Source organism: Bradyrhizobium sp. 23AC, from assembly GCF_054863025.1.
The window spans coordinates 143,711-169,600 of sequence record NZ_JAVAYN010000018.1 but is presented as its reverse complement, the minus strand read 5'-3'; the positions used below and the strand labels follow the sequence as shown (position 1 = coordinate 169,600).

Genomic DNA, 25,890 nt, shown 5'->3' with positions numbered 1-25,890 from the left:
GCGAGATCTCTACGCAGCTTTCAGCGCCGGTTCCCAGAGCACAGGTGAGCGAAGTGTTCCGGTGTCGCGGACCCGGGACAGTGCGGCCGCGGAAATCTCGAGATAACCAGCGACTGCTTGGGTGTTTCCCAATATCCTTGCCTGGCCCGCCCGTCGCAAGGGCCACCCAGCGCGTCGCAAGATGCGCTCCATCCGGGCGTCGGTCACCGTAATAATTTCTGTTAGCCGCCTCGAAAGGCCGAATTCGATCATGCCAGCGAAGAGCTCGTAGGTCGCGCTGGTCAGCCCGCGCATCGTTCCGCGCGCTCCAGCGTCAACATCCAGCGCAAAACGGCTGCTTTCCCAGACCGAAGGAGCCGCTTTAAAGGGTTGTCCATCGAGCAGCACAGGGAAGGTATCGCGCAACATCGTCGGTCCGGTAGATGGAAGCAGTCGTACGCAGCCCTGAACACTATAGTTGCTCGATCGCTGAATCAGGTAGACGGGACCGAGTGCATCAAATTCATCGATTTCCATGTCCCCGCTGGTCTGAACGTCCCATGCGAGTCGTTCCTTGAAAACCCTGTATCTAAGTCGGTGCATCTCACAAAGGTCTTCAGCAAAGGCTCCATAGAACTCCTGTGTGATGATCTGCATCATTGATTGTGCCTCCAAGCCGCAGGGCGGGTATTGAAGGGGAATTGCTGGGGATGTGCAGCCTCCTCAGTTAAGGAGGGTGCGATACCGAAATCCGACGCACGCATCCGGCGACCCCGGAATAGCAGGATGGTGCCGCGCGAGCATATTTATTCGGTCTTCGCCCGTGGTGTCGCCGCCGAACATCCTCAGAGCACTATCGACGAGTTTTTCCTGCCGGCCTATATGGAGTGGCTAGAACCGGGAACGAGACCTAGAGTTTTGAGGGGACACTCTATCGAGGATGACACACACCATGTCAGAAATCTCATGGCGACAGGATGGGGTCGATCCTGGCTGGTTCATCGCTGAGGGCATCGGATCAGTCCGAAGCACGGCCAGCTACGGACGACCATGAGGCTGGTGTTCCTTCCTGCCTGGTTGCCTGACACTGAAGAGAACGACATCGGACCATTCAGGACAAAAGCTGCAGCATTAAAAGAAGCCGAACGTCTGGCTGCCGCCCAAGATCAAATCGCCGGGAATTAGTCGCGGTTTGCAGCTCGGGGGTGATGCCGGAACATCGTTTACCCTCGTTAGCTCATCTTGGTCGGCAAGCTGATGAGCTCAAGAGCTGATGGACTCAAGCCGCATGGGCGACGCTCTGAGGGCGCGAATTCCAAGGTCGAAGTGCTGGATGCGCTTGGGGGGATGACCCGGCAGACGGGCCAGCATGCGTGCGAGCCAGGCCTGGGGATCGATGTCGTTGAGCTTGGCGGAAGCGATGACGGTGTAGATGGCCGCGGCGCGCCGGCCGCCCGCATCTAGGTCTTTCGGCCAGCGGCAACAAAACGCGCGACGGCCTGGATCGTCGATCGAACGCCCAGCTTGGTCCTGGCGTTGTCCAGGTGAAATGCGACCGTATAGTGAGAGATGCCCATGATGCGGCCAATTTCCCAGGAAGACTTGCCCTGAGCGGCCCAATTCAGGCATTGGATCTCCCGCCGAGAAAGCGAGACACCATCAATCTGATCGCAGGCACGCAGCTTACGTTGTGCATGTGCATGGAAAACCGTTGCCATAAAAGGAAGTATACGAGCATGCCGCCGTAGGGAACGTCCGAAGGACGCAGCTCGTTCGCTGGCGGCAAATGTGACCGTGGCAACAGCGACGCCGCTCTCGTGAATCGGAACGGTGAAGCCGCAGCGAATGCCAAATCGGGCGGCCTCCTCGAAAACCTGGCGGGCATGCTCCGAATGTACTTCTGGTCCAAGACCAAGGCCCCACTCAAAGGCCTTGTCCCGGCGAAGGGATTGGATAATCACGGGGTCGAACCGATGATACTGCTGCTGGACGTAATGCGAAGTCCAACTTGATGGATAGGTCGAAATCAGAAGCGGCTGCGCGTCTGGTCTGGAAGGTAAAGCGAGGTAGGCGAAACAACACAGATCGAGCGCGGCAGCAGTTTCGGCCATCCCCAGCCTAAGGTCGTCGACGTCAGTACTTTCGATGAGTTGATCGATGAAAGCTTGGAAAACGTAACGCATTGTCCTTCTCGCTGCAGGCACTCGAAAAATCACACGTTTGACTTTCGCCTCAATCGGTAAACTCAGACATAGGGCTCTTACGCCTTATCGCTTCATGCCGCACGGACAACGCCTGGATGCAACCCGGATAATGCGCGATTGCGGTGAAATCTGAGCGCTTGCCTCCAATGATGAGATCAAGTCGTACAAGGTCAAGTCGTGCTTGATATCTTGTGATTGTTTTGATGCGGCGTCCCATAGCCGCGCGATCGCAGTGGCAAACAGTTTCCGCTCGACACGAGAATTCGGTCTGGTCATTCGCCACTTACGCCGGCTCATCGACGATTGCCATGTCGGTCTCGTTCGCTTCTTTGAAATCCTGCGTGATTGCACAAAGAATCGCGGAATTTCAGCGTGACTTGGCTCCACTTTCGCAAGTTTGGACCGCGATTCCCACTAGAAGGGAGGCCGTCCAAGAGGAGATTCCAAATGAAGGTCGGTGTTCCCAAGGAGATCAAGACGCACGAATACCGCGTGGGCCTGACTCCTGGGGCTGTCCGCGAATATGTGGCCGCAGGCCACAGCGTGCTGATCGAGACCACGGCTGGCGCTGGCATCGGCGCAACAGACGACCAGTACCGCAAGGCTGGCGCGACGATTCTCGGGTCCGCTCACGATGTATTCGCATCGAGCGAGATGATCATCAAGGTCAAGGAGCCCCAGCCTTCGGAATGGACCCAGCTGCGAGAGAACCAGATCCTCTTCACATATCTGCATCTGGCGCCGGACCCGGAGCAGGCTAAGGGCCTCATAAAGTCCGGATGTACCGCCATTGCCTACGAGACCGTGACTGGTCCGGCTGGCGGGCTTCCGCTGCTTGCGCCGATGAGCGAAGTTGCGGGCAGGCTTGCGATCGAGGCCGCGGGTGCGGCGCTGAGGCGGTACGCAGGCGGGCGGGGGCTGTTGATCGGCGGCGTGCCCGGTGTGCAGCCGGCCCGTATCGTTGTGATCGGAGGCGGGGTTGTTGGTGCACATGCCGCACGGATGGCGGCGGGACTGGGTGCCGAGGTCACGATCCTCGATCGTTCGATTCCCCGGCTTCGCGAACTGGACGAACTATTCGAGGGGCGCGTTCGCACCAGGTTCTCGACCATAGAAGCCGTCGAGGAGGAAGTCTTTGCAGCGGACGTTGTCATTGGGGCGGTGCTGGTTCCCGGCGCCAGCGCGCCGAAGCTGGTCAGTCGCGGCATGTTGAGCTCGATGCGCAAGGGCTCCGTCATCGTGGACGTCGCTATCGATCAGGGCGGATGCTTCGAGACCTCGCGCCCGACGACGCATGCGGATCCAACCTTCGAGGTGGACGGCGTCATTCATTACTGCGTCGCCAATATGCCCGGAGCTGTCCCGCTCACCTCAAGCCAGGCATTAAACAATGCCACGCTGCCCTTTGGTTTGGCTCTCGCCAACAAGGGATTTGCAGCCGTGCTCGAGAATCCGCATCTGCGCGCAGGCCTCAATGTCTATCGGGGCCGGCTAACTTATAAGGCCGTGGCCGAGAGTCTTGGCCTACCCTTCTCACCGATCGAACAGGCCGCGGCCTGATCCCCAGAGGCTCCTTAGGGGGCGTTTTCCTCCCTCACTTGGGCCACTCCTTCGGAGTGGCCCTTTTTTGAGGGAGGAATGGCACAAGTCTACGCAAAGCAGTGTGACATGTCCTCCGAAGGCAAAGGTCACACGTTCGAATCGTGTCGGGTGCGCCAGCGTTTCTCTCGATGTACCAACGTCTTAGAGCGTTGGTGGTAGCTCCTCAAACGCTCTTCAGACCGGCCGGTCACAAGCTGGTCACACACGAGGAGCTTTTTGAATGGCGAGCCTACGGTTCAGAAACGGCAAGTGGCAGGTCCAAGTCAGACGCCACGGACACTCACCACAAGCCAAGTCCTTCCAATCCAAATCCGATGCACAATGTTGGGCGCGGCAGATCGAAGCCGAGCTAGACCGGACGTTGATCCCCAACGACGTACGATCTCTCAATACAATCACCGTTGCACAGCTTCTCACGCGCAATCGCGACAACGTCACCCATAAGAAGCGTGGGCTTATTCCTGAGCGCAAACGGATCGAAGTGTTCCTTCGTCAACGATGGAGCGCCTTACCGCTCGCAAAAATCGATGCAGCGCTCTTCAGCAGGTACCGCGACACGCGTTTGAAACACTGCAGCCTGGTACCGTGATCAGGGAGTTGGGGCTGTTACGCTCCATCTTCGAGATGGCGCGCCGGGAATGGGGCTAAGCCACACCGCCTAATTGCTCTTAATTGCCCAGCGCTAGCCTCGCAACTTTACGCCGCGTAGTTTATAGGTACTCTTTTCTGATGGCCTCATTACGCGATAGTGAAACCAGATTTAGCCGGGGGGATAACGGTGATTGGGGCGATAAGCCGGAGATTGTGGTCGCGTCTCGGAGTAATATGGGTTTTATCTCACACCATCATGGTCCTGCTAGGAGCTCTCTTTCTAGGGACATGGTCGCGCTCCTGGATGGGAACTGGGCTCGCGGAGGGCATAGGTGGCTCCTTGATAGCCTCGGGCATAGCCGGAGTGTCGCTATTCCTCTACGTATCATTTACCGATACTCTGCGGGCGCAACTTGAAACGCTTAGTAAGGCCGGTCTTTTTGCTATTTATCCGGGCCGTTCCGTTCAAATTCGAGATGCATATCAGCATCGGCTCAATGTCGCCCGAAAGATTGACCTGATCGGATACGGGCTATCCTCCTTCAGACAAGATTTCCTTGAACATTTTGTCGATTGGTCACGACGTGCTCAAGTGCGTGTTTTGCTAATTGACCCCGATTTTCCGACTTCAGAACACAGCCTCGTAGATCAGCGTGATCGCGAAGAGCACCATTCTCCGGGAAAAACCCGGAGCGACATTCTTGCATTTGAAGACGCGGTCTCGAAGCTCCCCGGTCTAAGGCGCGGCCAGTTTAAAGTGCACAGGGTGGCCTGCATCCCTGCGATCAACGTACTTCGTATAGATGATGAGATTTTTTGGGGACCGTATTTGCTGCACCAACAGAGCCGTAACACCCCGACGCTCCTGGTGTCGCGTGGTGGCTTTCTATTTGATTCTCTTGATAAGCACTTTGAGGCGCTATGGAGTTTAAGCACGCCCTCACCTCTGCGATGAAGCACGTTATTGCACGTCCTCGTGTCCATATCGGCTTGGCCGATATGGGGCATGCATCGCTCCGTTCATTTGGCGGAGTGGGCTTCTCGCTCGACTGCGAACCGACCGTCATTGAGTTTGAGGGCTGTCAGACAGTCAAGATTGGCGGAGCAGAAGCGCTTGATACAAGAGCACAGCTTGAACTCTTGGAGCTTATTGAGAGATTGAAGTCTGTTCGAAAAAACGTGGGCTTTAGGGCTACGATCCGACGCGTTCCTCGGCAGCACGTTGGCTTGGGCAGTAAGACGTCGCTAGCGCTCTCGATCATTGCCGGCGCCAATGCAATCAATGATCTTGGTTTCTCAACCGACGAAATGCAGCAGCTTAGCGGTCGAGGAGCGGCTTCAGGTGTGGGACTTCATGCGTTCTTTCAGGGTGGTCTAGTTTGGGATGCCGGACACCGCTTTGCGCCCGGAATGCACCTGTTGCCCTCGAGCGCGAAGATCGCGACGGATATTCCGCCGCTGCTGGCACGAATACCGTTTCCGACAACGTGGCGCGTTGCTCTCCTTCTACCTGACGAGCCAACGATGTCGGGAGACGATGAAGCCACATTCTTCAGCCAGAATGCTCCCGTGCCAAAGGGCGAAGCGCTTGAAACGATGGCTATACTTTATCACGGCGTGCTCCCATCGTTCACGCTTATCGATTACGACGCGCTCGGCTCGGCATTGCGAAGTCTCCATCACGTGGGTTTCAAGATGCGGGAATTGCAGAGGTGTAGCGCGCGAACTCGGTCTTGCTTGATGGCACTTTTTGATCGCGGCCTTGCGGCTGGGATGAGCAGCGTTGGACCTTTGCTGTACATCATCCTGCCCTCGTCGGACCGCGAACGCCTGGATCAGGTTCGATCAGTTGGATCAGATTGTGGCATTCCGATACTAGGCGTGGCTTCCGGCTGGAATACTGGTTACGAGGTACGGGCAGGGACATGGTCATGAGGCCGCAATACGGAAACGCCTTGCGATTTGATCGCGTGCTTACCGTCTATTTCTACACGTCGAACGCCGACAAGCTGCTTCAGGCGAAGCTGATGTTCATGCGGCATGGATATGCACTCCGGCATTATACCGGTCGTAGAGAGCCATATGATGAGGACTACTCGCTTGAAACAAGACAGCTGCTAGACCGCGCCATAGAGCAAGTAAATGCGGAGTTCGGCGTACGCTCCATATTCTTCGTTGAAGACACCTCTCTAAGGATTGAAGCTCTAAGCGAGGGCGCGGCTGATTATCCGGGGTTGGCAGTGAAAGAGTGGTTTTCCTCAGCTTCATTTGAAGCGCTGGATCGTGAACTTAGGGGAAAGGGCAATAACAGAAGGGTCGTAGTCAAATCCGATATCGCTCTCTACTTGCCAGCTCTTTCTCGCAAGATTTTCTTTCATGGAGAAACGGAAGGGGCAATCGCCACCTCTCCGCCCGAATTTTCACCCTCGGCTCAGTATCCCTGGTTGACGCCCGATACTTTTAATGGATGGTTCATTCCTCAAGGCGCCACAAAGCGGTTAGGAGAGATGGAATTTGAAGAATCTTTGACCTTCGATTTCAGAGCAAAATCCTTGTCTGCTCTCGTCTCTCGTCTTGAGGAGCTTAACTCGGCGCTGAACATTGCGCCCAACTTTTACGTCGTTCGGCGGCCCGCATCGCCGCCCGTTGCCGAGCAGCAATTGTTGTTCAAAGAGCTACTGATGTTAGAAGATAAGCCCTCCCAGGTATTGGTCGTCATCGGTAATAAGTGCGCTGGAAAGACCACGCTGAGTGATTACCTTATCGCAAGAGACGATGTCATGGTCTTTGAGGCGAGCTCTGTGTTGCGGAGCCTTGCGAGTGAGGCGGACGAACAGGTCGAAACAGCTGACGACGCATACAGGTTCTTGTGTGCGCACGGCTTGGATTGTGTCGCGCATACGATCGCAAAATACATTGAGCGCAGTCCAGCAATTCTAAATGTGGTAACCGGCCTGCGAACAGTCGAAGAAGTCTCGCTGCTAGTTGAGCGCTTTCCCCGCGCGCGCATTGTATTTGTTGATGCCGACGTTCGGACTCGATTTGAGCGCCACGTCCGCCGTGCGAGAGATAAGGACGTGAAAGCGTTCGTTGATTTTGAGAAGCAGGACGAACAACAGGCGCGCTTTGGCGTGCTGAGGGTCCCTACAGAAATAGCAACCGATGTCGTTCGCAACGACGGCACGCTTGAGCTCTATAAAGAGAGGATCGATTCGCTTATCGCGACTATGACTGATAAGGATGAGGCGCCCCCTCAGTCGCGCGGTCATAAGAGCGAACTTCATCGCACATTAAATGCGCTTAGAGCGATCGGCTCGGCCGCGACGTGCGCTGCAATCTCGGAGAAGGCAGCAGAACTGGGAACTCCGGTTCGCAAGTACAATACTAACCGCGCGCTCAAGGCCGTCCCGGAGTTTGCGGAAAGAGTAAAGCGATCAGAGCAACTGCTGAGCTACAAGTTGACCGCACGAGGGGAAGCGCTTCTTCAGCTATTGGAGAAGGTTGATCATTTCCAAAGTGACGAGGACCGCACTTGAAGCCTCGCCAGGAACATCTTGTAGACGAATAAGACGCTCCCACTGGGCTACCAGAGCCTTAGAGGCGAAAAGCTTGTCGATTTTATCGATGAGCAGATACGCAGCGAAAAGACATCCGCAGTACGGAAACTGCTATGTTGCTTCATTCTGCTCGAAGTTGAAGCGCCGCTGGCTATATCGAGGATTACCGAGTTCTATGGTCGGCAGGTACGCCAAGATGGGTAACAGCCGTTATCACTCAACGGATGTATAGCTACTACCAGCAACGACCGTTGGCTGGAATGATGCGCACGAACTTCGAGGATCTTGTCGTGAAACTCGAAGTGAGGTTGGCGGGTGAATCTCGGCCGAAAGCGAGAGGAAACTATCTTTCCGCCCTCAAGAAGAAGGCATTCAAAGAACCAACATTCTGAGTCTCGAATTGAATTTTACCGCGCAAGGCGCGAACGGCATCTCAGTGAGCGGCAACGGCTCATGGATAGTAATATTTCAGGAGCACGGAGCGGCTACCTTCCTACCTTCCTACCTTCCATCGCACGCTCGGTCCAACCTTGGATTCGCTCTCCGTAGCGTTGCGGCGAGCATGGCTCAGGGGGTCACACCCTGGTCACAGCTAGACTAAGCAATAGAAGGAATTGCGTAGCTCAGAAAAGGTCGTAAGCTGCGTAAGCAGTTGATGGTCGCGACCGATCGAGCGAGCGAAGCCGGGCGTCTGGATAGAGCGGTTGCCCCAGGCTGCTATTTCACACACCCATCATCGCTGATGGGGCCGCCGGGCGTTGGCGTCAGGCCAGAAGCGGTGGACCCGTTCGCGCCCGAGCGTCATTGCTTGCGACGAGATCGAACCGCTGCCGAGCCAGTCACACCGGTCCGGCAGGTGGCTCGATCTTGGCCCAGGAAGCCTCCGTCAGGCGCAAGAAGTTCATGAGCAGCACGTGCCCTTGTTCCGTGAGTATCGATTCCGGATGAAACTGCAAGCCAAATGTTGGTTGGAAGCGATGTGCAAGCGCCATGACCTCGCCTTCGTCCGAACGCGCTGTCACCGCAAGATGCGGGGCGCGAGCCTCATCGAGCTCAACAACAAGAGAATGGTAGCGCCCAACGCGAAGTGGGGATGGGAGCTCCTTGAACAGCCCTCGACCATCATGCGTGACATACGAGGACCGACCATGCATAGGGCGACGTGCACGCGCCACGCCTCCGCCGAAAGCGCTTCCGATACATTGATGTCCGAGGCAAATGCCGAGAAGTGGTACGCGACCGGAAAGCTCGCGAACGACGGCCGTGGATATTCCGGCCTCAAGTGGAGTGCAGGGACCCGGTGAGATGACCACTGCGCGCGGCTTCAAGCCAACAAGGTCCCTGACGCTGATCTCGTCGTTCCGGACTACCTCCGTTGCCTCACCAAGGTTGCGGAAATAGCGGGCAATGTTGAAGACGAAGGAATCGTAGTTGTCGATGATGACAATCAAACAGCACCGGATCGTTCAGCACGAAACGCATCGAAGATGCGCTTCGCCTTGGCCAGCGTCTCCTCGCATTCGGCCTCCGGGTCCGACATCGCCGTTATCCCGCTGCCTGCATGAAAGACAGCCACATCGCTGGCGATCGTTACGGTGCGAATCGCAATGTTTGTGTCCATGTGCCCGTTAAAGCCGATGAAGCCGATCGCTCCGCAATAGACCTCGCGTGCCACGCGCTCGATTTCCGCTATGATTTCCATCGAGCGCACCTTTGGCGCTCCGGTAATGGACCCGCCGGGAAAGCAAGCGCGAAGTAAGGTAACGGCGTCCTGGTCTCCTGCAAGTTCACCCGTAACGACCGACACGAGGTGGTGCACCGAGGCATAGGATTCGAGGTTGCACAGTGCTGGAACTTCGATCGAACGCGCAGTGCAGACACGTGACAGATCGTTGCGTAGGAGGTCGACGATCATTACGTTCTCTGCGCGGTCCTTTTCAGACGCAACGAGGATTTCAGCCCGGCGTTGGTCTTCCTTCCAATCAGCGGAGCGCGCGATCGTGCCCTTGATGGGGCGTGTTTCGATCCGACCTCCACCAAGCTTCAGGAAACGCTCCGGCGAGCTCGATGCGACGGTCAGCTTGCCATAGCGCAGGAGCGCCCCAAAGGGTGCGGGGTTCGATGATCGTAGCTGGCTGTAGAAGGTGAGGGGGTCGAAGGAAGTCGGCACCCTGGCGCTGAAGCGCTGCGCAATGTTGGCTTGGAAGACGTCTCCGGCCAGAATTAAGCCGACGACGCGCTTGACCGCCGCAACATAGTCCTCGCGGCTGAAGTTCGAATGCCAGGCGCCCACGTTGCCGGAGGATGTATCCCGCGGCGTCTCTGGGTTGGCAAGCAGTGCTGCAAATTCGTCGGCTCGACGGCGTGCACGCTCTACGCGACGTACAGGATCCTGCTCCGGCCATCCTGTGGAAATAATCCAGCATTTGTTGTGCCGGTGATCATAGCTCACGACTACGTCATAGAAATGCAGGAGCGATTGGGGCAATCCCTGACCGGGAATTGCGGGCGTCGGCAAGTGCTCTAACGTCCTGTTTAGATCGTAAGCAAGGAAGCCGGCTGCGCCTCCCTGGAACGGGGGGAGATCGGAGCGATGCTCTTGCGAATAGTTGGCGAGAAGGGCGCGAAGAGCTTCCCACGGGTCGCCTTCAAGAGGCTCTCCGTTCCAACTTGCCTGTCCGTCCGCGACCATAAAGGTACTGAACGGATCGCAGCTCAGATATGAATAGCGGCCGAGCAATTCATGCTTGGCCGCGCTATCGAGAAACGTAAGCTGCGGGCGATGCGCCAGACATCGCATCGCCATGACGGGCTCGATCCACGGCAGCTCGCGGACGTGCACTGGGCTGTCAGTCACCGATGACTTGCCTGCTGTGAGATGTGTTCAGATTGTGATCCCGAGTCGACCGAGAGCGCTGGTCTGGGACCCGGGGACCCTTGAGGCCGACTGTCAGGTTAGCCCCCGCCAGTCGGCTCGAGGCGCCGAGCAACTTGACCTGTTGCAGCCGTTGAGGCCAAGCGCGCATCCGTCGATACGGTGTAATCGGCCGCAAACCGCAGCTCGCGGAGCGGTCGCACCCGGCTAATCGATTCCTGGTATAGGTCGTGAGCCCTGTAGGCTGCGAGTTCCCTCTCATTGTCGAACTCACCGTAGACCACTACGTCGATATCGTTGCCGAACTGGTCGGTCTTGCGATTGCGACCAACCTCGAGCAGGCGTGCATGTGGGATTGTGGTGAGAACTGACAGGCCTTCGATCATTTCGTCGATCTGGGCCTTATCCTTGGCGGTAAATAAAACGATGTGACGAATCATGATGGACCTGGGGTGATAGGGAAGTAGGCGCATAACTATCTTGGCCTTGAGCGCGCTGCAACATTACCGCAGCGGGGCGCAATCGCCGCAACGGCCTTGCTGCTAGAGCTTCTGCCCGCGGTCAAGCGGGGCGCCATTTGCGGCAGGCCCAGCGCAAGCCAGATCCCGCGACGTGAGGCGCCGGCACTCGGGCGGTCATCGTTGCCTCGGTGTCAGGGTGAAACCGCCCTCAAACCCAGCCACACGTCATCGGTGTTGCAGGTTTTTTGTCGGGATCTCCGTAGACGAAGGTGCCCCGTGAATTCGTCGTTCGTCCATGCCCGTAGCGGTAGTCAACAGCACAATCGGCTCTCCCGGGAGGCATGTGGTGCAACTCACATCGGCGTTTTGAGGCGGTTGATGGTCGCGGCATGTGAGCGCTCCAGCTTTGTCGAGACGGCGTCGCGATCGGGCCGGCCACGACCTAGGCGACACGCTCAAGACGTCGTCCTCAATAGGCCCGTCACGCGCAGCCTCTCTAGGGGGTGCAGAAGCACCTTTGGGCGACCGATTTACGATCGGGCTGAGCTGGTCGGATGTCAGCCGATCGTCCCTCTGCGGTAAGGCCGCTATGCCGGACCAATAGTCGATTTCTGCGATGAATTTCTGCGCTAAATAGAGAAACGTCGCATGACGTATGCGCTGGCAGGAAGGAGATTGGCGAATTTCTTCTAGAACAAAGAGATAAACTTCGCGCTTATCGACGGTGCCCGATCGAACGGTGGGCAGGTCAAGGTCAAAGCAACGAGTGCAGGCGGAAATGGATACCGCAGCGCGACGCGGATTGAGCTACGTCGCGCCCCGCCGCTCGTCGCAAGCCTGAGCCCTCCAACGCGCAATGGGAGATGCAGGAATTGGAGACGGACATGTCCAAAGACCATCAAAAACTTCAGCGCAACACCGTCAAACGGTGCGCCATTTGCGCCGGAAAGTTTGGCCTTATTCGTTACTACTCTTCGCGAACCGCCCTCTGCTCAAAGAGGTGCGTTGAACACTTCAAGTCGCGTTGCGAAGCGGACAGCAATTGGTTACGGCGATTACCAGCCGCCTGAGCGGTCATCGGCGGCTGAGACGGCGCCCGACTCGGAGTACGCCTCCTACTGCGGTCCGGAGTGCCGCAAGTTTACTGCTGCGCCGAAATCGTTGACGTCGAACAGCGCGCGACAATCTCGCAAACTGCGCACCGACCGCAGGGAAGGCGTGGATCTCCATCATGAAGTTTGTATTGGTCAATCACAGGGCCCCGCTCAAGAGGGCGGTCTGCACCGCATGCGCGGACGTTCTCGGCACCGGATACCTGCGGGACGTGTCGACGCAGAGGCCGTACTGTGGTTACGATTGCTACCTTCGCTACGAAGCCAGGAGCCTGCTGATGCCCTGGCTGAAAACGTCATGTGCCGAAGCGGATGCCTCGAAGCGCCACGCTTCGCCGCTCGAACTCATGACGTCGTTTGTCGCAGCATCCTACTGGTATTCGATGTCACTTGCAGCCTTGCGGGTGGGGGAGCTGATGGCCGCAGAGGTGTCCAACACTGTGCGCGAGGGAACATGGACGTTTGGTTCGTCCCCGTGGCGCGGCTACGGAGGTGGCCCCAGCCCACCGCAATGAGGTCCGCCGAGCTTGATGCGTCGACACAGATACCAAGAAGCAGCTCCGTTATTGCAAGCTGGTTTCAGGAATACCAAAAATGGCGGAGCATAGCTTCTGGCGCTTCTCGCGAACGTTGCATCGCGCGATCAATGACCGGCATTTTGAGGACATCGAGGCCCTCCTCGACGAGGAGGTCGACTGGGCGCTCTATGGTCCGATCGACATGTTTCCATTTCTCGGCGCTCGGCATGGCAAGCACGCCGTGCTCGACGTCATCCGGGAGATCTCTGACAATGTCCAGATTCGCCGTTTCGACCGCGAGAGGACTATGCTCGGCGTCGATTCCGCAGCCTCCATGCTGCGCTGTTCCCTGGCGGCGCGCAAATCCGACAAGTCCATCTCGCTGCGCGCGGCGCAGTTCGCTCAGTTCAAGGCCGGCGGCCTCATCAGCATGCGTGTGCTCGTCGACACCTTTGATCTCGTCGAGCAGGCACTTGGCCGGAAAATTCATCTTCCGAAAATGGCAAACTGAGGTGAGGGGCGCCTGTGGGTCTCTCCCTCCCTTGGGGTCGACGATGGCGCGTGCGCGATGCTTACGCTGGACGCGATCGCGTCTTCACGGTGATGATGGCGATCGGCGTCAACGTAGACAACTTCGTCGACGGACCGGAAGCCTCTTCCAGTCAAGAGGCGGGAAGGGCAAGGCGCTCAATGGTTTGAATGTGACGCACGAGCAGGTTGCAGGCTTGATCGACGTTGCGGGCCCGCAGGGCCTGCAGAATCAGCCGGTGATCCTGGTTGGACCGCGGTCGCCAGCCGGCACTTCGCGCCATTGCGAACACCAACCGCGAATTTGCAAGCTGCAGTCCATCGAGACTAGCGAGCAGGCGCGGCATTGCGCAGGGCGAAACCAGCGCGTGGTGAAAGGCGCGGTTGGCCATTTCAAACTCCTCAATTGTCTCGGCATTGTCTCCTTCAATAAGGGCGAGCTCGATCCGTGCCAAATGAGCCGATGTCAGCTTTGGAGCCGCATTGCGCAATGCGACCACTTCGAGCGCGGCGCGCATCTCGGCGATCTCCTTCACCGCCTTGGTGTCGAGAGGAGCAACCCGTACGCCGCGACGGGGCCGAGCTACGACAAGGTGTTGGGCTTCCAGCTGCCGAAAGGCCTCGCGGACCGGAACGTGACTGGAATTGAACTGCCGCGCGACATGATCCTGCCGGAGTGGAGCGTCTGGCTGCAGCACGCCGGAGATAATGCGTTCGCCGATCGAGTCAGCGATGCGGCCGGCAACCGTCGTGTTCTCGTCCATCACCATAGATTATCTACCAGAAAAACGAATGCGTTCACTTAGAACATCCTCTAGCATTCGTCGAGGCTCGTTATCATAGATAATCGCTCACATTATCTATGACTGATCGCAAATGGGGGCGCGGCTCTTATGGTTGCTGCTGTGGACGTGAAGCGAAGCGACGGAGGCAATAGCGCACAGGTCCGTCGAGACTGGAAGCCGGCCGAGGCTGAAGCACTCTATGGCCTGCCGTTTGCCGAGTTGATGTTTGAGGCGCAGAGCGTTCATCGCGCCAATTTCGATCCAAACCACGTCGAAACCGCAAGCCTGCTCAGCATCAAGACCGGCGGCTGTCCGGAGGACTGCGGCTACTGCTCGCAGAGCGCGCACTACGACACCGGTCTGAAAGCCACCCGCCTGATGAGCCGCGCGGATGTGATCGCGACCGCGCAGCGTGCCAAGGACGCCGGAGCGACCCGCTTCTGCATGGCCGCGGCCTGGCGCAGTCCAAAAGACCGCGATCTTGATCAGGTCTGCGACATGGTGAGTGCGGTCAAGGGGCTCGGCATGGAGACCTGCGTCACGCTCGGTATGCTGACGCCGAAGCAGGCTACGCGCCTCTCAGAGGCCGGGCTCGACTTCTACAACCACAACGTCGATACCTCGCCGGACTTCTACGGCAAGATCATCACCACGCGCACCTTGCAGGACCGCATCGACACGCTTGCACATGTGCGCGAGGCTGGCATCAAGGTCTGCTGCGGCGGCATTATCGGCATGGGCGAGGGCGTCGAGGACCGCCTTTCCATGCTCGTCCTGCTCGCCAATCTCTCCCGTCATCCGGAAAGCGTGCCAATCAACCTGTGGAACCAGGTCAAGGGCGTGCCGGTCGATGAAATGGCAGAGCGTCCCGATCCGATCGCGCTGGTGCGTCTGGTCGCAACGGCCCGCATCATGATGCCGAAGAGCGTGATACGTCTGTCGGCCGGACGGCAGTATATGACGGACGAACTGCAGGCGCTGTGCTTTTTGGCTGGCGCGAATTCAATCTTCCTCGGCGACGTGCTGTTGACCACGAAGAATCCGAAAGTCGACCGCGACGCCAATTTGCTGCGCCGGCTCGGCATTGCATCCGGGCTGTCTTGAGTGAAACGGTTCGGCGAGCGCGGCTGAGCAAAATTAAAATGTAGGTGAGACGCATGCAGATTACGTTGATGAAAGGAAAAATCCATCGCGCCTCGGTCACTGAAGCCGATCTGCACTATGAAGGATCGATTTCGATCGATCGCGCGCTGTTGGACGCTGCGGGACTCCTGATCAACGAGCGCGTCGAGATCTTTAACATCGACACCGGCGCACGCTTTGCCACCTATGTGATCGAGGCACCCAAGGGGTCCGGCATGATAGGCCTCAATGGTGCGGCCGCGCGACTTGCGTTGCCTGGAGATAAGGTCATCATCGTTGCCTATACCTCCCTTGATGAGGTGGAAGCAAAGACGTTCAGGCCACGCGTTGTGCTGGTTGACCGGGAGAACCGCATCTTACCGGGTTGAAAGGAGACGGGCCGATGCCGGAGCCATTGTCCTGGCGGCCGATGAAATTTGCATGATTTATGGCGACCCTGGGAGGGGTGAATGAGCTCAATCCATACGGCCAAAGTCGCCGACTATGTCGCGGCGTTGCATGCCCTGAAAGAGGATGACCGGCTGCGCCGCCTTAGGCCCCGCGAAGGCATCGATTTTGTATCGAACGACTATCTTGCGCTTGCGAGCGCACCGCGCATGAAAAAGGCAGTTCTTGCGGCGATCGAGGCCGGCACTCCGATCGGAGCGGGTGGGTCGCGGCTTCTGCGCGGCAATTGCGAGGAGCATGAACGTCTGGAAGCAGAAGCGGCTCGGTTCTTTCGGGCGGAGACGGCGCTCTTCTTTGGCGGCGGTTATGTCGCAAATTTTGCGGTTTTGACAACGTTGCCGCAGCGCGGCGATCTGCTCGTTCTCGATGCTCTCGTACACGCAAGCATCCATGAAGGTGCGCGGGCTGGCCGGGCCGACTTTCGCATAAGTGCCCATAACGACCCTCAGTCGGTCGAAAGCACAATCCGCGACTGGCGTACCGAGGGCGGAATGGGCCGTGTCTGGATCGTGGTTGAAAGTCTCTACAGCATGGATGGCGACTTTGCGCCGCTCGAAGACCTCGTCGCGATCGCGGACCGGCACGACGGGTTCCTGATGGTCGATGAGGCCCATGCCACAGGCGTCTACGGGGAGCTGGGACGAGGACTCGCCGCCTCCTATGAGGGGCGAGGAAATCTGTTGGTCGTTCATACCTGCGGCAAGGCGCTGGGCGCTGCAGGCGCGCTCGTCACTGCCTCAATGGCCATGCGCGACTTCATGGTCAATCGCTGCCGCCCGTTTATCTTCGCCACAGCGCCCTCACCATTGATGGCCGTTGCCGTGCGGGAGGCCCTGTTCATCCTGCAGCAGGAACCCGAGCGGCAGCAGCGTCTGGCCAAGCTTGTCGCGTTCACGCATCGGGAGATCGGCGTGCGCGGCGGGCAAATTCCTTCGGCCTCGCAGATCGTGCCCTATATCGTTGGCGACAACGCGCGGGCGATGCGGCTCGCATCGAGACTGCAGGCGCGCGGTTTCGATATCCGCGGAATCCGGCCGCCAACCGTTCCCGCGGGCACGGCCCGTTTGCGAATTTCACTGACACTCAACGTCGGGGAGGATGACGTGCGTGCAATGCTCGATGCGCTGTTCGAGGAGACGAGAGGTGAAGTCCGATGAGCCAGCAGATCGTCGTGACAGGCACAGATACCGGCATCGGAAAGACGGTCTTTTCCGCGGGCCTCGCCAATCTCCTCGGCGCGAATTACTGGAAGCCGATCCAGGCCGGCCTCGAGGGAGAGACCGATACGGAGGTCGTAACCCGGCTGGGCAGTATCTCAGCCGATCGCATCGTGCCGGAGGTTTACCGCCTTCGGACGCCGGCTTCTCCGCACTATTCCGCCGAAATCGACGGAGTTCGCATCGACACAGATTCGCTCCATGTGCCGCAGACTGGCGAGCGACCGCTTGTGATCGAGGGTGCCGGCGGGCTAATGGTGCCACTGAACGGCAGTACACTTTATATTGACATCTTCGAGCATTGGCGGCTCCCTGTCCTGCTTTGCGCCAGCACGCGACTAGGGACGATCAATCACTCGCTGCTCTCGATCGAGGCTCTGCGAAAACGCCAGATCCATATTCTTGGGATAGCATTCATTGGCGAAAGAAATGCAGAAACTCAGAGTGCAATTCGCGAGATGGGTCGGATGCGTTGGTTGGGGCGACTGCCCTGGCTTTCGCCGCTCACACCAGACACGCTGCAGGACGCGTTCAAGAGCTCATTCCGGGCCGACGATTTCAGGCCATGATGCCAATCAACATGACCTCAACCCAAGAAGTCGTCGATCTGGCATCGGTTCACGCAGTACTGGATGACAGCTTGGTTTCAAAGAAGCTGGTCTGAGTCTCGGCTCATGGTCATAGACCCTGCAAATGGTGAAGCTCGTCGCGTCCCCTTCAATCCGCCGCTCGAAGCAAGGTACATGTCGGTTGACGACTGCTTCGCAGGCAACTGCCTCGTTCTGAACACGGGCGAGGATGGCGCTCTCCTTGAGAATATTCCACCAACGCTGGATGAGTTCTTTTTGATCTTCACTTCAGCGGCTAGGCCGGTTTTCCGACGATGCAAGAGAGCATGGGTTCGGGGCAGCAAGATGAACGTCGATTATCAGCGCTAGCTTCGCAAGGCATATGTAGGAAGCAAGTAGAGGAGCAACAATGCGCCGCATCTACGACGACCAGATCAATGCCTTCATGGTGGAAGCGATGAATGAGCACGATTTGCGAGAGCGATCGGGTGTGCGTTGGCGAGGGGCGAGTGCCCGGGCTGTCCCCTCTCATTGCAAACACACCAAGGCCCGCGTCCAAGGCCTCATTCCGTGCTGATGATTTCAAGCCATGACGCTAAAGAAGAGGTCGGCGATCTGGCATCCGTTCACGCAACATGCGCTTCAGGGCGAGATGACAAAGATTCTGCGTGGCGATGGTGCTTATCTCTACACCGCGGATGGCCGCCGTATCATCGATGCAATCTCGTCCTGGTGGGTCGTCACCCACGGTCATTGCCAACCGCACATTGTCAGTGCGATTCAGGAACAGGCGGGCAAGCTCAACCAGATCATCTTCGCCGGCTATACCCACGATCCGGCTGAGGAGGTTGCGGCGCTACTCTTGAAGCTCGGACCCCCTGGGCTCGACCATGTCTTCTTCTCCGACAGCGGCTCTACCAGCGTGGAAGTCGCCTTGAAAATGGCGATCGGCTATTGGAATAATATCGGCGAGCCGCGGACACGCGTTGTCGTGATGCAACATTCCTATCACGGCGATACAATTGGCGCGATGTCGGTGGGAGCCCGGGGCGTGTTTAATGAGGCATACGGGCCCTTGCTGTTCGACGTTACCGCAATTCCGTTCCCTGCGGAAAGCCGTGAGCAGGCAACCCTCGATGCGCTCGCCTCCGCATGCCGAAACGAAAGTCCCGCAGCCTTTATTGTGGAGCCTTTGATCTTGGGGGCGGGTGGGATGCTGATGTACCCCGCTTGGGTGCTAAGACAAATGAAGCGGATCTGCGAGGCCTCTCGGGTCCTGTTCATTGCCGACGAGGTCATGACGGGCTGGGGCCGTACCGGAACACTATTCGCCTGCGAGCAAGCCAATATCACTCCAGATATCGCCTGCTATTCGAAGGGCCTCACCGGAGGGGCGCTCCCACTGGCAGTGACGCTCTGCCGCGCGGATATATTCGATGCGCATTACTCAAAAGATCGTACGCGTACGTTCTTTCATTCGAGTTCATATACAGCGAATCCGGTAGCCTGCGCCGCCGCGAAAGCGAATCTGGATCTGTGGCAAGATCAGGAATCTCGCCGGCGCGTCGCCGCTGTCGCCACGATGCAAGCGCATGCAATCGAGCCATTCCGCGCCGACCCGCGCTTTGCGAACGTCCGTCGGACCGGCACCATCACAGCGCTTGATCTGAAAACGAGCGATCCGGGGTATCTGGCAAACATCGGTCCGAAGCTTCAGGCCTTCTTCGAGCGCCGAAATCTCCTGCTGCGACCACTCGGCAACACGATCTACGTGATGCCACCTTATTGCGTCACGGCGGTAGATCTTGATCAGATCTACGCTGGTGTCAGGGATGCTGCCGATGCGCTGGCTTGAAAGTGCGGCTCGAGCGCGAGCTAATGGAACCCAGCTGCTGCCGTAAGATGAATATGCTGGCCGAACCTGAACCTGCCGGTAGCTTTGGCAAAGCATCCGAGCCGCTGTCGCAGATATGCCAATGCTGGGCCCGGCAGCAACTCGCCAGATGTGAGAAGAGTCGGTAGCGCGCTGTCGCGGTGGGGGCCGGCGCGATGCAAAGTCGCTCCGCATAAATGTGGTGGTTGAAAAGCCTCCGCTTCTGATGATTGCGCAATCATTAGACGTTTCTATCTGTCCGCCGCTAGCTTTGGAAATGTGCTTTTCCGTTTCGCCTCCACCATTGACAGTGTTCTCTCAGCTTCCGTAGGTAGCCCCGAGTCCGGGGATGCGGGCGGTGGAGCGATCGGGATCTAAAGATGAGCCACATTTCAGAGCAGCCTGTTGAACGTGTCACGATTCCAGTTCTGCAGCGATGCAAGGAGGAGGGGCGCCGTATCGTCATGACCACCGCTTACGACGCGGTTACGGCGCGCATCGCCGATCCCATCGTCGATGTCATCCTCATCGGGGACAGTGTTGGCAACGTCTGCCTCGGATTTGACAACACGCTGCCGGTCAGTATGGCCATGATGAACCATCACCTGGATGCTGTTGCGCGCACGAGAGCTCGTGCCTTGCTCGTTGCCGATATGCCCTTTCTCAGTTTTCACCTCAGCATTGAGGAGACGATACGCAACGCCGGGGGCTTTCTGCAGCGAGGCGCGGCAGCGGTTAAGCTCGAAGGCGGAGCGAAGCGCATCGAAATGGTCCGTGCCCTGGTCGATTGCGAAATTCCCGTGATGGGTCATCTGGGCCTCACTCCGCAGAGCGTCAATGTCATGGGTGGTTTCAAGGTGCAGGGACGGAAGGCCGACGACGCTCTACGCCTGCTCGACGACGCCCACCGACTGCAAGAGGCCGGATGCTTCGCTCTGGTTCTGGAGGGCGTCCCGGCGGAGCTCGCCGCGCGCGCGACGGAATTCCTGACGATACCGACCATTGGAATTGGCGCGGGTCCCAGTTGCTCGGGCCAGGTGCTCGTGTTCCATGATGTGCTCGGATTGACTGAAAGTCATCGGCCTAAATTCGTTCGCGCCTATACAGAGGGCTTTCAGCTGTTGCAGGAGGCGCTGTCGCGCTGGGCCGCAGATGTCCGCAGCGGTGCGTTCCCGGGACCGCAGGAATCCTACGGGCTTCCCCAAGGTCTTGGCGAAACCATCGCAAACTGGGCTCCCACCTAACCTGATGTGCAGCAAAGCAATGCAGACAATCACGACAGTCGCCGAACTTCGTCGCGCTCTTTCAAACGCCCGCAGGGCCAGTAAACGCATCGGATTCGTGCCGACCATGGGCTATCTGCACGACGGCCATCTAGCGCTGGTCGAGGCAAGCCGGGCGCAATCTGACGTCACCGTTCTCAGCATCTTCGTGAATCCCACTCAATTCGGACCGAACGAGGATCTCAGCACCTATCCGCGGGACTTCACGCGCGATGAGAGGCTGTGCCGCGATGCCGATGTTGCCATCGTCTTTGCGCCGGATGCCGGCGAAGTCTATCCGCCCCAATTTGAGACCTTCGTCGAGCCGGGCGACCTGGCAAAGCCACTCTGCGGAGCGTTCAGGCCTGGGCACTTTCGCGGTGTCGCGACGGTCGTCTGCAAACTGTTCAACATGGTGCAGCCGGATGTCGCGTTTTTCGGGCAGAAGGATTTTCAGCAATGCGCGGTCGTGCGTCACATGGCACGCGATCTCGATCTTCCGATCGCGATCGTTACCGTGCCGACGGTCCGGGAAGCGGACGGGCTCGCGATGAGCAGTCGCAACCGCTATCTCAGCGAGGAAGAACGTCGGCGGGCTCGTGCCATCAGCCGTGGACTGTTCGCCGCAGCGGACAAGTGTCGCTCAGGAGAACGCGACGTCGAAAAGCTGCTTGCAATCGCAAAAGGGCATTTGAATGAGATCGATCGGCTACAATACCTTGAGCTTGTCGACTATGACACGCTCAAGGCCGCCGAAAGTCCGCTACTCCGCCCGGCGGCACTATGCGCCGCAGCCTATGTAGGCTCGACGCGGCTGATCGACAATGTGATACTGGCGTGACCGACCTCCTAGCACCAGCAGAGCGGATTAGGTGCGCTGAAATCCGTCGGTAAATTCGCGCGAACGCGGAATTTAAGCGCCGAGTCGAGATAAGTTGCATTAATCAGCATCCAGATGTCCTTACCATGCAGGGTTAGGCGCAACCCCGTTTTACGAGCCGACGTTTGGCGGGCCGGCAACAATGACGTGGTCAAATCCCTCTCAATTCCGGTGACGCGGCATAGGAGCAGGACATGGCAAGCCATTTCTACCGGTTCCGCATGGGCGCGTATGCCGAGACATTGTTTCAGCGCAGCAAGCGCGAGAAGCAACAAATGATGTACAGCTTGATGCGGCTCGGGAGTGAAGTCGTGCGATCCGAGCACTGGTCCATCGCGGCGGAGCAGCCAGTTCGGCATGAACAGGGCGCGGCCAAAATCGCCCGTAGAGGTGAGACGACCCTCGACGACCTCAAACAAATCGGCCGCGAAGCGCTTCCCGAAGCGCCGACCATATGGCGGCAGGCGTGAACGATAGCAAGTTGTCGTTCTCTGAACATCCTGATGAGCGGTCCACTGGGCCAAACTCCAACGTCTTCATGTTCTCCGACACAAACCGATCATGCAGAGAGTTGTAACGCGACCGGCTGCGTCGTGCCCGTGCTGCTGGAAGAAAAGTGTGTGTCTATAAACGCGAATTCAGAATTCCGAAATCAATCTAAATTAGCAAGCCACTCATCGACGAGCAGAGCACGCCAGCTCTAATTCTGCTCGATACTGAATAATCGCTCATCGGATCAGCGGCAACCAGCACCCTACCGGGCGCATAAAACTCATCACGGGGTACAATGACCGGAGCAGCGAGCAGACTTATCGGGCAGTTGAGGAGTTGCCGGGGCTTCCGCATTGGGTTGCGCGGCCAAATGGCACTGCTCGGGATTTCGGGAGTTCTTGTCACGGGTGCACTCTGCGCTGCCGCCCTGAAGTACGCGAGCCTGGTCCAGAGCGATGCGAATGACAGCAATACGTTCAAAGCTCATGTCGCATCGTTGTCACAAAGCTTCCTGGAGTCACGACAATTTACGAGCGACTTTCTGCGCAAGCCCGGCGAAATGGCGATCGCGAAGTATGCGAAGAGTCATGAGGAGCAGCTAGCAGACCTGAGCTGGGTCGAAGCTTTTGTGTCGGCTCTGCCCGACGACGACCCACGGAAGGAAGCGACCGCGTTGCGATCTGTGATCAATCTCTATGCGACGCGCTTTCGAAACGTGGTCGCGGCGCAACGCAACCTCGGCTTCAACGAAGATGATGGATTCCAGGGCAAGCTGCGCAAGGCCGTGCACGCCGTCGAGGAACTTCTAGCCGACCTGAACCAGCCACGCCTCACGATCTTGATGCTGACGATGCGCCGGCACGAGAAAGACTTCATTCTCCGTGGCGAAGACAAATATGGCGATCAACTGGCCGAACGGGAGGCGGGATTCGAGACCGCGCTTGCGCAGGCGAGCCTACCCGCGGAGATAAAATCCCAGATCCTCGAACTGATCCGCGCATATAAGTCGAGCTTTGTGTCCTTCATGGTGACGCAGCAGGCGCTGAGCGATCAGGCCGACGATCTCGGACAAATTTACGACCGCATCAGCCCGGCGCTCGCGAAGATTATGGCCGCCGCTGACATGCGCTCGCGGGCTGCGGAAATGCAAGCTGAACAAATTCAGCGGAGGCTGATTTGGCTGATCGGGTTTGCAACGTTGCTCGTTGGCCTGCTCGCGTTGCTGTTCGGCCGGCGGGTCGCAAAGACAGTTACTTCGATGACGGCGGCCATGCGCCAGCTCGGCGACGGCCGGTTCGACGTCGTTCTCCCAGGCCTTGGCCGTAAGGATGAACTTGGCGAGATGGCCGAAGCGGTCGAACTGTTCAAGCTGAAGGCGCGCGAGAAGGCGCAAGCCGAAATCGATGCAAAGACCGAACAGGATCGTGCCGCCGCCGAGCAGCGGAAGGCCGATGTCGCTCGGATCGCCGGCGAATTCGAAACCGCAGTGGGCAAGGTTATCGATACGGTCTCCTCTGCCTCCTCAGACCTTGAAGCCTCCGCCCGTAGCCTTACCTGCACGGCTGATCACAGCCGGCAGCTCTCGGTCGAAGTCGCCAGCTCATCGGAACAAGCATCTGGCAATGTTCAGCTTGTCGCGACAGCGACGGACGAAATGGCGGCAACGATCGCCAACATCGGCCGGCAGGTCGAAGAGGCCGCCGATATCGCGCGCGAAGCGGTTCGCAGGGCCGAACTCAGCGACCAGCGCATGGTCGGTCTGGCGGCTGCGGCGGAGCGGATCGGCAGCGTGGTCCAGCTGATCGCCACGATTGCGCGGCAGACCAAATTGCTCGCGCTGAACGCGACAATTGAAGCGGCGCGCGCCGGCGATCTCGGCAGAGGTTTCGCGGTTGTCGCTGATGAAGTGAAGTCTCTCGCAACGCAAACGGCGCACGCGACTGTCGAGATCAGCGAGCACATTCACGGCATTCAGGCGGCAACAACTGACTCGGTCGGCGCAATTGCCGACATCGGCGTCATTATCGGTCGCATTTCGAACATCGCCGTGACCGTGGTCAACTCCATCGCAGAGCAAGGGGCGACGAGCAGGAATATCGCGTCCAATTTGCAGGAAGCGGCAGCCAGAACCAGCCAGGTGGCGGCGAGCGCCATTGAAGTGACCAACGGCGCAAAGGAGACAGGAGGGGCTTCGATGCAGGTGCTGATGTCTGCCGAACTGTTGTCTGGGGAAAGCGCGCGGCTGAGGCGCGAGCTCGGCAGTTTCCTCGGGAGGGTCCAGGCGGCTTAAGCTGGCATCACGAGCCGCCGGAGCCGGAACATCGATGCGGTTTCGAAGATTGCTTCAGTTGCTTAAGGCAATGGCGCGAGCGAAAGCGTCGTCACGTGCGCGGCCAAAGCCGTCGCACGTCGTGTCCTTCGATAACCGCCTGCGCAGGAGATGACCCGTAGCTCCTCTCATCGTGGTCCATGTTCCATGTTTGATCGCTCCTGCTGCAGAGCTTCCATACCGTTTCGATGCAGCCAAAGAAGCGCTCTTGCGAGCTGACGGAGATCGTTTCGGCTCGCACCAACGGGCAGTCGTCGTGCCCGACGAAGAGCATCCGCAGCTTGCTTCTCCAATCGCGATAATTCCCGCTCTGTCATCGTCACTTGACCGATCTACACTCAATCATGCCGCACGCTGCTGGGTTGGCCCAACGGCACTTATGCCCGGACTCGGACGAGCCTCAGATCTCAAGTATGCCGGCAGTCCAATCTGCGCCCGTGCCATTTCGCAGGCTAGGGGACGTTGACGGCTGGCATGGGCGTGGTCGGCCCCGGCACGAAACCATCCTGGTGTCGGCCATGGACCGCGAGCGCAATTGCAAAGGTCACAAGGAGAATGATGAGCCCACGCATGGCAAAAAGCTTACTCTGGTAGCAGTATCGGATTTATGAAACACCTCGCACTCCGGGATGCTTGAGGATCGGCGTGCAAACCCCGTGACCTCTAAATCAGACGAGCATGTCGGGCCGCAGTGACAGACCGGCTTAGGCTCGACCTTCCGGATTCTCAACGCCTTCTTGTTGCAAAACGGCGCGCGATCACCTCAGCGCGCTGGAAAAAAGCATGTCTTCCTGACAACAGCAGGAATAGTGCACGCGATTCGCATAATCATTTATGCGTTCGCCGGTCAAACCGCGAAGGCAGCAATGGGGCTCATGGTCTTCGCCGCAACTGAAAGCGATGTATGCCCAATCACGACTTCGTCTCGGGTAGCCTCCTAGCACTGACCGCGGCCGGCGTTGCGCTGCTCTGCTCGAGCCTGCTTGCCTTGGTCTTGATCTAAAGCCAGTGCGCCGGCTTTGGTTTCGTGCCTTTGCGCATGCGGCGTCGTGATCGGACGTCTTTCGATGCGAATCTGTTGGTGAACTCGGCCGGTCAGCTGCGAATGACTAAGGTTATAACGAGACAACAAGTTCGTTGAATGTATACGGCGGAGGAAAAATGATCAGATCAGTATTCGCTGCGTGTTTGTTGACGTGGTCCGTTGGTGCGGCGCAAGCGCAATACCTCGGTACGGGTTCTAACCCAAACAGCCACGGCGTCTCAGGTTACACTCGCAGCAATGGGACTTATGTGCAGCCATACACGGCGACAAATCCGAAAGCACTCAGCGCGACAACTACGGCACCAGGGGCAACTATAATCCGAACACTGGCACATTTGGCCATCGCTCGGCGCGCTACTGACGAAAGTCGCCGCGATGGCCAAGTCATCGCGTAACACCGGCAAGCCTTGGCGGCGCCAGG

23 protein-coding genes and 1 pseudogene are annotated in these 25,890 nt (G+C 58.2%); 17 read left to right on the top strand and 7 right to left on the bottom strand.

Features of this window, described 5'->3' with window-relative positions; translation table 11 throughout:
* Positions 1-9: 9 nt before the first annotated feature.
* The gene (locus RAD10_RS31915) at positions 10-639 is read right to left on the bottom strand and encodes an acyl-homoserine-lactone synthase (RefSeq protein WP_270163310.1); all 630 of its coding nucleotides are present in this window, start codon (positions 637-639) and stop codon (positions 10-12) included.
* Positions 640-1,029: 390 nt separating this feature from the next.
* On the opposite strand from RAD10_RS31915, the gene RAD10_RS31910 reads away from it, so the two are divergent.
* Complete coding sequence (locus RAD10_RS31910) at positions 1,030-1,164, top strand: hypothetical protein (protein WP_461620544.1); 135 nt, start codon at positions 1,030-1,032, stop codon at positions 1,162-1,164.
* Between the two features lie 94 nt (positions 1,165-1,258).
* Here RAD10_RS31910 and RAD10_RS31905 read toward each other — a convergent pair.
* Together RAD10_RS31905 and RAD10_RS31900 are read right to left on the bottom strand one after the other, a co-directional pair.
* Positions 1,259-1,440: pseudogene (locus RAD10_RS31905) on the bottom strand (transposase domain-containing protein); the annotation flags it as partial.
* On the bottom strand, positions 1,440-2,162 hold the full coding sequence (locus RAD10_RS31900) for a LuxR family transcriptional regulator (protein WP_270163309.1): 723 nt from the start codon (positions 2,160-2,162) through the stop codon (positions 1,440-1,442). The pseudogene RAD10_RS31905 and the gene RAD10_RS31900, both read right to left, overlap by 1 nt.
* A gap of 468 nt (positions 2,163-2,630) precedes the next feature.
* Between RAD10_RS31900 and ald the strand changes: the two genes are divergently transcribed.
* The 5 genes from ald to RAD10_RS31875 all read left to right on the top strand — a co-directional run bounded on the left by ald (position 2,631) and on the right by RAD10_RS31875 (position 7,912).
* A complete protein-coding gene (ald, locus tag RAD10_RS31895; RefSeq protein WP_270163308.1) occupies positions 2,631-3,743 on the top strand; it encodes an alanine dehydrogenase in 1,113 nt (370 codons plus the stop codon).
* Positions 3,744-4,005: 262 nt separating this feature from the next.
* Positions 4,006-4,374 carry a hypothetical protein gene (locus tag RAD10_RS31890; RefSeq protein ID WP_270163307.1) on the top strand — a complete coding sequence of 123 codons (369 nt, stop codon included), beginning with the start codon at positions 4,006-4,008 and terminating at the stop codon, positions 4,372-4,374.
* A 366-nt stretch (positions 4,375-4,740) separates the two neighbouring features.
* Positions 4,741-5,331 carry a hypothetical protein gene (locus tag RAD10_RS31885; protein WP_375848212.1) on the top strand — a complete coding sequence of 197 codons (591 nt, stop codon included), beginning with the start codon at positions 4,741-4,743 and terminating at the stop codon, positions 5,329-5,331.
* Positions 5,298-6,311 carry a beta-ribofuranosylaminobenzene 5'-phosphate synthase family protein gene (locus RAD10_RS31880; RefSeq protein ID WP_375848213.1) on the top strand — a complete coding sequence of 338 codons (1,014 nt, stop codon included), beginning with the start codon at positions 5,298-5,300 and terminating at the stop codon, positions 6,309-6,311. The genes RAD10_RS31885 and RAD10_RS31880 overlap by 34 nt, the downstream gene beginning before the upstream one ends.
* A 20-nt stretch (positions 6,312-6,331) precedes the next feature.
* A complete protein-coding gene (locus RAD10_RS31875) occupies positions 6,332-7,912 on the top strand; it encodes a non-canonical purine NTP pyrophosphatase (RefSeq protein ID WP_375848214.1) in 1,581 nt (526 codons plus the stop codon).
* Positions 7,913-8,772: 860 nt separating this feature from the next.
* Here RAD10_RS31875 and RAD10_RS31870 read toward each other — a convergent pair.
* The 3 genes from RAD10_RS31870 to RAD10_RS31860 all read right to left on the bottom strand — a co-directional run bounded on the left by RAD10_RS31870 (position 8,773) and on the right by RAD10_RS31860 (position 11,248).
* Entirely contained in the window at positions 8,773-9,384 is a 612-nt protein-coding gene (locus RAD10_RS31870) for an anthranilate synthase component II (protein ID WP_270163305.1), read from the bottom strand.
* Entirely contained in the window at positions 9,381-10,790 is a 1,410-nt protein-coding gene (pabB, locus tag RAD10_RS31865) for an aminodeoxychorismate synthase component I (RefSeq protein WP_270163304.1), read from the bottom strand. Before pabB ends, RAD10_RS31870 begins: the two co-directional genes overlap by 4 nt.
* Positions 10,791-10,888: 98 nt before the next feature.
* Positions 10,889-11,248: a Dabb family protein gene (locus tag RAD10_RS31860; RefSeq protein ID WP_270163303.1), complete on the bottom strand. Its 360-nt coding sequence runs from the start codon at positions 11,246-11,248 to the stop codon at positions 10,889-10,891.
* 1,252 nt (positions 11,249-12,500) lie between these two features.
* Here RAD10_RS31860 and RAD10_RS31855 point away from each other — a divergent pair.
* Together RAD10_RS31855 and RAD10_RS31850 are read left to right on the top strand one after the other, a co-directional pair.
* The gene (locus tag RAD10_RS31855) at positions 12,501-12,896 is read left to right on the top strand and encodes a hypothetical protein (RefSeq protein WP_375848216.1); all 396 of its coding nucleotides are present in this window, start codon (positions 12,501-12,503) and stop codon (positions 12,894-12,896) included.
* Between the two features lie 79 nt (positions 12,897-12,975).
* Positions 12,976-13,410: a nuclear transport factor 2 family protein gene (locus RAD10_RS31850; RefSeq protein WP_270163301.1), complete on the top strand. Its 435-nt coding sequence runs from the start codon at positions 12,976-12,978 to the stop codon at positions 13,408-13,410.
* 151 nt (positions 13,411-13,561) lie between these two features.
* Here RAD10_RS31850 and RAD10_RS31845 read toward each other — a convergent pair whose 3' ends face one another.
* On the bottom strand, positions 13,562-14,197 hold the full coding sequence (locus RAD10_RS31845) for a GntR family transcriptional regulator (RefSeq protein WP_270163300.1): 636 nt from the start codon (positions 14,195-14,197) through the stop codon (positions 13,562-13,564).
* Between the two features lie 123 nt (positions 14,198-14,320).
* Here RAD10_RS31845 and bioB point away from each other — a divergent pair, with 123 nt between their 5' ends.
* The 9 genes from bioB (at position 14,321) to RAD10_RS31800 (ending at position 24,385) form a co-directional block, all read left to right on the top strand.
* Entirely contained in the window at positions 14,321-15,316 is a 996-nt protein-coding gene (gene bioB, locus RAD10_RS31840) for a biotin synthase BioB (RefSeq protein ID WP_270163299.1), read from the top strand.
* A 53-nt stretch (positions 15,317-15,369) separates the two neighbouring features.
* The gene (gene panD / locus RAD10_RS31835; RefSeq protein ID WP_270163298.1) at positions 15,370-15,723 is read left to right on the top strand and encodes an aspartate 1-decarboxylase; all 354 of its coding nucleotides are present in this window, start codon (positions 15,370-15,372) and stop codon (positions 15,721-15,723) included.
* 81 nt (positions 15,724-15,804) lie between these two features.
* Complete coding sequence (locus RAD10_RS31830) at positions 15,805-16,959, top strand: 8-amino-7-oxononanoate synthase (RefSeq protein ID WP_461620543.1); 1,155 nt, start codon at positions 15,805-15,807, stop codon at positions 16,957-16,959.
* On the top strand, positions 16,956-17,588 hold the full coding sequence (gene bioD, locus RAD10_RS31825; protein ID WP_270163296.1) for a dethiobiotin synthase: 633 nt from the start codon (positions 16,956-16,958) through the stop codon (positions 17,586-17,588). Before RAD10_RS31830 ends, bioD begins: the two co-directional genes overlap by 4 nt.
* Positions 17,589-18,177: 589 nt before the next feature.
* The gene (locus tag RAD10_RS31820; protein WP_270163294.1) at positions 18,178-19,443 is read left to right on the top strand and encodes an adenosylmethionine--8-amino-7-oxononanoate transaminase; all 1,266 of its coding nucleotides are present in this window, start codon (positions 18,178-18,180) and stop codon (positions 19,441-19,443) included.
* Between the two features lie 398 nt (positions 19,444-19,841).
* Positions 19,842-20,705: a 3-methyl-2-oxobutanoate hydroxymethyltransferase gene (panB, locus tag RAD10_RS31815; protein WP_270163293.1), complete on the top strand. Its 864-nt coding sequence runs from the start codon at positions 19,842-19,844 to the stop codon at positions 20,703-20,705.
* 19 nt (positions 20,706-20,724) lie between these two features.
* Entirely contained in the window at positions 20,725-21,564 is an 840-nt protein-coding gene (gene panC, locus RAD10_RS31810; protein WP_270163292.1) for a pantoate--beta-alanine ligase, read from the top strand.
* A gap of 233 nt (positions 21,565-21,797) precedes the next feature.
* Positions 21,798-22,073: a hypothetical protein gene (locus tag RAD10_RS31805; protein ID WP_270163291.1), complete on the top strand. Its 276-nt coding sequence runs from the start codon at positions 21,798-21,800 to the stop codon at positions 22,071-22,073.
* A 392-nt stretch (positions 22,074-22,465) separates the two neighbouring features.
* A complete protein-coding gene (locus RAD10_RS31800) occupies positions 22,466-24,385 on the top strand; it encodes a methyl-accepting chemotaxis protein (RefSeq protein WP_461620542.1) in 1,920 nt (639 codons plus the stop codon).
* The last annotated feature ends 1,505 nt before the right edge of the window (positions 24,386-25,890 follow it).

Coding starts and splice junctions, on each gene's coding strand:
- RAD10_RS31850 (WP_270163301.1), top strand. CDS start 12,976: ATGGCGGAGCATAGCTTCTGGCGCTTCTCGCGAACGTTGCATCGCGCG.
- RAD10_RS31880 (WP_375848213.1), top strand. CDS start 5,298: ATGGAGTTTAAGCACGCCCTCACCTCTGCGATGAAGCACGTTATTGCA.
- RAD10_RS31830 (WP_461620543.1), top strand. CDS start 15,805: ATGAGCTCAATCCATACGGCCAAAGTCGCCGACTATGTCGCGGCGTTG.
- RAD10_RS31845 (WP_270163300.1), bottom strand. CDS start 14,197: ATGGTGATGGACGAGAACACGACGGTTGCCGGCCGCATCGCTGACTCG.
- RAD10_RS31910 (WP_461620544.1), top strand. CDS start 1,030: ATGAGGCTGGTGTTCCTTCCTGCCTGGTTGCCTGACACTGAAGAGAAC.
- RAD10_RS31860 (WP_270163303.1), bottom strand. CDS start 11,248: ATGATTCGTCACATCGTTTTATTTACCGCCAAGGATAAGGCCCAGATC.
- RAD10_RS31900 (WP_270163309.1), bottom strand. CDS start 2,162: ATGCGTTACGTTTTCCAAGCTTTCATCGATCAACTCATCGAAAGTACT.
- bioD (WP_270163296.1), top strand. CDS start 16,956: ATGAGCCAGCAGATCGTCGTGACAGGCACAGATACCGGCATCGGAAAG.
- RAD10_RS31855 (WP_375848216.1), top strand. CDS start 12,501: ATGAAGTTTGTATTGGTCAATCACAGGGCCCCGCTCAAGAGGGCGGTC.
- panD (WP_270163298.1), top strand. CDS start 15,370: ATGCAGATTACGTTGATGAAAGGAAAAATCCATCGCGCCTCGGTCACT.
- ald (WP_270163308.1), top strand. CDS start 2,631: ATGAAGGTCGGTGTTCCCAAGGAGATCAAGACGCACGAATACCGCGTG.
- panC (WP_270163292.1), top strand. CDS start 20,725: ATGCAGACAATCACGACAGTCGCCGAACTTCGTCGCGCTCTTTCAAAC.
- RAD10_RS31800 (WP_461620542.1), top strand. CDS start 22,466: ATGGCACTGCTCGGGATTTCGGGAGTTCTTGTCACGGGTGCACTCTGC.
- RAD10_RS31820 (WP_270163294.1), top strand. CDS start 18,178: ATGACGCTAAAGAAGAGGTCGGCGATCTGGCATCCGTTCACGCAACAT.
- RAD10_RS31890 (WP_270163307.1), top strand. CDS start 4,006: ATGGCGAGCCTACGGTTCAGAAACGGCAAGTGGCAGGTCCAAGTCAGA.
- panB (WP_270163293.1), top strand. CDS start 19,842: ATGAGCCACATTTCAGAGCAGCCTGTTGAACGTGTCACGATTCCAGTT.
- RAD10_RS31915 (WP_270163310.1), bottom strand. CDS start 639: ATGATGCAGATCATCACACAGGAGTTCTATGGAGCCTTTGCTGAAGAC.
- bioB (WP_270163299.1), top strand. CDS start 14,321: ATGGTTGCTGCTGTGGACGTGAAGCGAAGCGACGGAGGCAATAGCGCA.
- RAD10_RS31805 (WP_270163291.1), top strand. CDS start 21,798: ATGGCAAGCCATTTCTACCGGTTCCGCATGGGCGCGTATGCCGAGACA.